The following is a 6,248-nucleotide window of genomic DNA, read 5'->3' as shown; positions in this document are numbered from 1 at the left end:
TGATAGCTTTTTTTTAGCCAGTGTTCATTTTTTGTTTTCATAAGTGACTGTAATTAATTGCTTAATTTTTAGTCAACCTATTTCAGGAAAATTCATTTATTAAATTACAGACAACGTGATTGTGTATGGTTAGTTGCGTGATTTAAGGAACTAAGTTAGCAAATAAATCACAGATAGAATATTCCGCAGGAATGTTCGTAAGTAGGCTAGAAGCAAGCAATTAATTATACACGGTGTTGTCTGTAGTTTTTTATTTCCAGTTTCTAAAATCAGTATATAAAAATCCATTATCATATAATATCAATTTATTATATTCTGTATTGCTTCTTTTATCGAGAAAGGTCAAGTTAATATTTACTAAAGAGGTATATTTTCTTAAGTCTGTTGTTAATGAACGTTCCAATTTTCCATTGTTATCGACAATTTCATAATACCCAACAGGTTTAATAAATTCTATTGAATCGAAGCAGTAGCTTAAGTTGATTTCAAAATTTTCTGATTCAAATTCCCAATAATTCCCAGCAGAAACATCTTCAGTCAAAATGGAATTGCATATTTTGATATCAACTGCGGAAGCTTGTGTTGAATCTGAAGTAGATTTAATTCTTGTTTTTTGTGTAAAGCAAATGTCATTATCATTAATATTCCATTCTTTAATACCAGAATAACCTCTTTTTTCGCTGAATACATTATTATTAATCCATTCGGAAATTTCTTTTTCCTCTAAATTACTAAATTCAATAGATTGACTTTTAGTATATTTCAAAATTCTTTCAGAAACATCACTTTCTTTTACTGTATTGAATTTTACAATTGCATCAGATGGGCTTTCGCAGTTATTCGATTTAGAACCTACTATTGTCTTTTCTGTATCAACTTTACATCCTAAAATCAGAAGTGAAACAACAAAAAATAATATTTTCAGACAAGCTTTACTCATAGTTTTATTAAATTACAGACAACGTTTATGTATAAGAATAGTTGCGGGTTTACGTGCGAGGATTTTCCGCAGGAAAATCAGATGTAGCAAACACGCAACTACCTTTGTTTTAGCACTAAATCGCAATTATTTTTATACGGTGTTGTAGCCAGTTTTTTCTTTTTTACACTTTCCCCAAGCAATTACTTTTACTCCATTTGAGTATTGAATTTTGTTCGGTTCGTTTTTAATTAGTTTGTTAAATCTTGGATAATTAAATTCTAAATTTTTCAAGTCAATTTCATTAATTGGCCATTCTAAATGATGAATCTCAAACTCGTTAATTGACTTTTCTGTGTCTTGGAAAAGAGCATACCTTTCAGTCAGCCATTTATCCAATTCCGTTTTCTCTGTAATTCCTTTTCCAATCGCAAACTGAATATTTAATTTGTCATTAAATTCCGAGTTATTGGATTCGTATTGATTTTCAGTTCGTTTGATTTCTGATAATCTATATGGAAGTTCAGACATTCCTTTTGCAACTTTACAAGACAAACTTTTTCCGCCTTCAATACTCAAGAAATAGACACCAGTTTTATTATTTGATTTTACATAAGTTCGGATATTAATTTCATCAAAATCCGAAATTGGTGGAAAAGAAGGTAGATTTTTCGGTCTTATCTTTTCCATTGTAAAAGCAACAACAGAAATCCAAGGTTTTCCGTCAAAAAGGTCAATTTCAAGCTCCTTTGGAACAAACTTTTTCAATTCAGATAATTCCACTTGCCAATGAAGAAATATTGCATTATTCCACTCCTGATAAAATTTCCATTTTTCAGTCGGCATTTTCCAAGGTCTGTGTTCAGTCGTATTTAATATCTCTCGGATTGTCATTTTCTCAAATTGGCTACAACGTTGTTGTATATGGTTTGTTGCGTGGTTTAAGCACCTAATTTAGTAAATAATTACCGACCAAGAAAGTCCGCGAGGACTTTCGCAAGTAAGCAAGAAGCCAGCAATAAATTATATACGGTGTTGGCTACTGTTTTTTTGAAAATACAAACTTAATTTTCTCGAAAAAAGTTAATTTAATTGGAAGTTCTTTCCTTTTAATTTTCCCTCTCTGATATTTAGCAATCATTTGATTTTTATATTTAATATATGAACGCTTATGAAGATTGTTTTTATTATTTTTAATTTTAGCGTAATTAGACATAAAATCTCGTTCAAATGTAGGTGGTGATACTGCTAAATCGTGTATGAGTAGAGCTAAACCATTTAATATTTTCTTTTTTAATTGAAGAGATACTATATTTTCAATGGATATTTTATTCGTTAAATCAGGTGAAATAGATTGTAGTTTACTTGTGAAAGCAACTTTCCATTGACCGTGAGCAATTCGATTCCTAATTTGAATTGAAGGAAGAAAATCATTTGTAATTGATGAAAAAATTTCATTATACTTATAATAAATATCGGCAGAAAGCTCATTTTGAATGTTTCCTATGTCAGTTATATTATAAGCTTTACAAATTGAAATATTTAGAGCTTTTTTCCATTTTGTTTCTAATGAATTTGCTCTGTTGTTTGTTAATAAAATTGAGTTTATTTCAGCTTCTGTAAAAGCATTATTTTCATAAATTAATTTTAGAATTCTTACTTCAGACCAACAAACTATTAATTGGGATAAAATTTTCGTAAAAGTATACTCGTTTTTAACATCGTTAATAGAAATATATTTACGCAATTCTAATTCAATTCGTTTGATTCCATTTTCTACCTCGGAAAGATTTTTACAATGTTCTCTATACATCTATAATTTATTAGTGATAACCTGACGGTCAAATTTAATCAATGATTGAATCTGACCGCCAGGAATCGAACCTGACTAGACTTCTACTCGAATGAATAAATGTGTTTCCATTACACCATTGCCACTTCGTAGTCTATGATTATCACTTTTCAAATATAGTTTTTTTTATTACAATTGTTCTGTTTCTGCTTGAAATAGTTGCCAACGTTTATGTATAAGAATAGTTGCGGGTTTGTATGCGAGGATTTTCCGAAGGAAAATCAGACGTTACAAACACGCAACGACCTTTTGATTAAGCAATAAACCGCAATTATTTTTATACGGTGTTAGGGTTAGTATTTCTTTTTTTTCATTCGACTCTCATTATTTTAAATTCAGATATTGTTATTTCTTAAAATGTTCAATATGACAAAAGAATTAATGATAACTATAATAATTATAGTCATAGTTAGTCCTATTTCCGTTCTGTTCATTTTAATTTTTAGAACTGATTCGTATTTTGGAAATTTTCTATTAAAAATAAAGGACAACAAAAAATATAATAGAAAATATAGTCCAATTATCCAGTAAATATTGATATCGTATATCAGGTTTACTAAAACATAAACATTCAGATTAATAATCAAACTCAAAATAATTGAAGGAAAAATTAGCCAAAAGTCATTTTTTCCGTTGTAAAATTTGATGTAAATTTTCGAAAGCAAAATGAACGGAAAATATTTCCATTCAGCATTTTTATCTTTTCCTTTTAAATTGTCCAATTCTTAATTTTTCGCTTCATACTATTGGTTGCCCATATTAACCCTAACGTTTATGTATAAGAATAGTTGCGGGTTTGTATGCGAGGATTTTCCGAAGGAAAATCAGACGTTACAAACACGCAACGACCATTGGTTAAGCACTAAACCGCAATTATTTTTATACGGTGTTAGGCACTGGTTTTTTTTGGTACAGGTCTTAAAATATCTTTTCTTTTCGTCATCGTCCAACTAGTACTTTTAATTAATAATTCATTTAGTTCTGTTAAGTGTAACCAATACTGATTATGAAATCCAACTTTAGGTGACTGAATTAAATCTCTAGTGATTAAACCAAGATATTGATGAACTTTACTCCAAATAGTTATCTTTATGACAGTTAAATCCCCCAATTCATTAGTTTTGTCAGAATTCAGTTTTGTGTTTTCACGATTCAACGCAAAATCCCATTGTCCGTGTGCTATTTTATTTCGTAATTCGCTTGGACTTTTTATATAATCGTCAATTATTTTTTGAATTTCATTTCTGCGTATTAATAAGTCATCCATATTTTTCCAATTAGGATTAACTTTTTCAAAAGCTAAATCAAATAGTAATTCCCAAGCTTTTACGACACCCTTTCGTTCTTTTTCATTTTTTATTTTTTGAATTTCGCTATACAAAAAACCATTTGGCGTGTTTACTATTTGTATAAATTGAGCTTCCGATAAAGTGCAGTAAACTAAAGCGTACAATTTCGTGTTTATCTCAACTTGAAATTCATCTTTCTTTTTAATGTACGTGTTTATAGTTCTAATTACACTTTTTTCAACCTTTTTCAATTTACGCACGTTCTTACTTTGAAGAACGTATAAGTCATAAATTTCTTGATCAGTCATAAATTAATTTTGAGGGGGGAATGGGAATCGAACCCATCATCTCCAATCCATTTCTGGTTTGGCGCATTACTCCTATGTTATGCTTCCCCCATATTTTGTTCACGATGTTTGTTTAACTTGTGCCTAACGTTGTTGTGTATGATTAGTTGCGTGTTTTAAGCACTAAAGTTAGTAAATAAAACACAGATAGAAAGTCCGCGAGGACTTTCGTAAATTGGCTGAAACCAGCAATTAATTATACACGGTGTTAGGCAAAGTTTTCTTGAATTAATGCCATTGTAGAATTGAAACTTTCATTATGATTTCCATTCCATTCTTTATTCAATTCGTTGATTTTAGTGGTTAAACTTATTATAGATTGCTCGCTATAAACCATCTTGTCAAATTCATCAGGATTATACTCATTAACTACAGTTTTAATTTTTTCATAAGTTGAGTTTTGTATATCAATTTTAATTTTATCTAACAGTTTTATAGCTTTTAATAACGAATCGTTGTCCAATCTAAAGCTATCATTAAAAGCAACAAAAGATGTATATGCTATTCCTGCTAAAATATTGTTTGGATAACTGTCTGAATTATTAGATATACTTGATAATAAATATTGAGTTTTCCAGCTTCCAGAAGAAGCACAAGCTTTTATCAATCTCCCTAAATAAAATTGATTATCGGGATTTAATGAATTTACAAAATTCCGACCTATTTCTTCTTTTAAATAATCAGCTACAGGCCCTTGTTGCTCATATTGCCAACTTTCTAATTCAGACTTAACTCTTGAGAACATAGCATTAGTTTCTCCATAAGAATTAATTGCAGAATCAAAATAAGTGTTGTCAAGCTTTTCGAAATATTTTAATTTTAGAACGCTTTCTAATTTGTTGTCTTCAATTAATTTTACTGTAATAGATTTTAGTTTATTTAGTCTTGTTTCATCCTTTTCATTATCTAAATAAGAGATTAGCATTTCTTGAATCCTTAATGGAAATTTCTCCCAAGTTTCTGTGTGAACAAAACCAATAAAACATTCATAAGGAAATTTTGTAACTCTATTTTCTAAAGACCAACTTGCATCTTCAATAGATAAAGGCGTTGAAATAAATAATTCTACTAAGTAATAATGTAATTTTTTTAATTCACTAGTTTTATCTTCGTTTTTAGAGACTTGACTTATTTTGAAAAGTAAAGTTTTAAAGAGAAACGGATGAAGTTCTTTTGGTGTTCTTGCTATTGTAGTTTTTGCAAAATTTCTTATTCTATCTGTTTCTGTTGGTAGAAAAAAAGGTTTGTTAGTTATGTTTTCTGCTAATTCTGTTAAGTAGTCCTTATTGTACAATAGTTCTTTACCTAGAACAAGTTTTATAGATTGGCGTATTATATGTTTGACTTCGTCTTTCTCTGGTTTTTTATTGTAAGGATGAGCAAATAAACATCTTTGTTCCCATAAGTAATTGATTGTGCTTAGATCTGTATTATCAATTATTCCACAATTTTTCGACTCCTCAAAAATTAATCTATCGGTTGATTTCTTTTTATCTTCATAATCTTCTATTTTTTCATATGCACTAGTCGCTCTAGAATCTCCTAGATTCGAAAATAATTTTATTTTTCTTTTCAATGATTCAATAATACTAATCCAAGACATTATATAAGATGCTCTTAAATTATCTGTTAAAAAACATCCAGCTGTTTCCTCAAATAGAATTTTATCACTTTCCTCAATAATCGAAGATGTTAATTCTTCAATCCAATTTTCATCTTCGTTCATAGTTTTTTTTAATTTTGCCTAACGTGATTGTGTATGGTTAGTTGCGTGAATTAGGTACTAAAGTTAGTAAATAAATCACAGATAGAATATTCCGCAGGAATGTTCGTAAGTAGTC

At 29.2% G+C, this 6,248-nt stretch carries 5 protein-coding genes and 1 tRNA gene; all 6 read right to left on the bottom strand.

Translation table 11 applies throughout. The features are described 5' to 3' along the window. Window positions 1–250 precede the first annotated feature (250 nt). The 6 genes from BMZ09_RS15875 to BMZ09_RS15855 all read right to left on the bottom strand — a co-directional run bounded on the left by BMZ09_RS15875 (window position 251) and on the right by BMZ09_RS15855 (window position 6,133). Entirely contained in the window at window positions 251–940 is a 690-nt protein-coding gene (locus BMZ09_RS15875) for a hypothetical protein (protein WP_090842485.1), read from the bottom strand. Window positions 941–1,072: 132 nt separating this feature from the next. Continuing rightward, complete coding sequence (locus BMZ09_RS15870) at window positions 1,073–1,765, bottom strand: YqjF family protein (RefSeq protein ID WP_245741161.1); 693 nt, start codon at window positions 1,763–1,765, stop codon at window positions 1,073–1,075. A 193-nt stretch (window positions 1,766–1,958) separates the two neighbouring features. Next, the gene (locus BMZ09_RS15865; protein WP_090842481.1) at window positions 1,959–2,732 is read right to left on the bottom strand and encodes a hypothetical protein; all 774 of its coding nucleotides are present in this window, start codon (window positions 2,730–2,732) and stop codon (window positions 1,959–1,961) included. Between the two features lie 928 nt (window positions 2,733–3,660). Next, window positions 3,661–4,368 (bottom strand): hypothetical protein, encoded by a 708-nt coding sequence (locus BMZ09_RS15860; RefSeq protein ID WP_090842479.1) that lies wholly within the window; start codon window positions 4,366–4,368, stop codon window positions 3,661–3,663. Window positions 4,369–4,380: 12 nt separating this feature from the next. Continuing rightward, window positions 4,381–4,458: transfer RNA gene (locus tag BMZ09_RS16240), tRNA-Ser, on the bottom strand. Window positions 4,459–4,615: 157 nt separating this feature from the next. After that, window positions 4,616–6,133: a hypothetical protein gene (locus tag BMZ09_RS15855; RefSeq protein ID WP_090842477.1), complete on the bottom strand. Its 1,518-nt coding sequence runs from the start codon at window positions 6,131–6,133 to the stop codon at window positions 4,616–4,618. Window positions 6,134–6,248 lie beyond the last annotated feature (115 nt).

It is taken from the genome of Olleya namhaensis (genome assembly GCF_900114005.1).
Classification (GTDB): Bacteria; Bacteroidota; Bacteroidia; order Flavobacteriales; family Flavobacteriaceae; genus Olleya; species Olleya namhaensis.
This window is presented reverse-complemented; position numbering and strand designations above follow the sequence as displayed.

What these genes read in the sequence shown, in the direction of transcription:
- BMZ09_RS15870 (WP_245741161.1), bottom strand. Translation starts at nt 1,765, where the DNA reads ATGCCGACTGAAAAATGGAAATTTTATCAGGAGTGGAATAATGCAATA.
- BMZ09_RS15860 (WP_090842479.1), bottom strand. Translation starts at nt 4,368, where the DNA reads ATGACTGATCAAGAAATTTATGACTTATACGTTCTTCAAAGTAAGAAC.
- BMZ09_RS15875 (WP_090842485.1), bottom strand. Translation starts at nt 940, where the DNA reads ATGAGTAAAGCTTGTCTGAAAATATTATTTTTTGTTGTTTCACTTCTG.
- BMZ09_RS15855 (WP_090842477.1), bottom strand. Translation starts at nt 6,133, where the DNA reads ATGAACGAAGATGAAAATTGGATTGAAGAATTAACATCTTCGATTATT.
- BMZ09_RS15865 (WP_090842481.1), bottom strand. Translation starts at nt 2,732, where the DNA reads ATGTATAGAGAACATTGTAAAAATCTTTCCGAGGTAGAAAATGGAATC.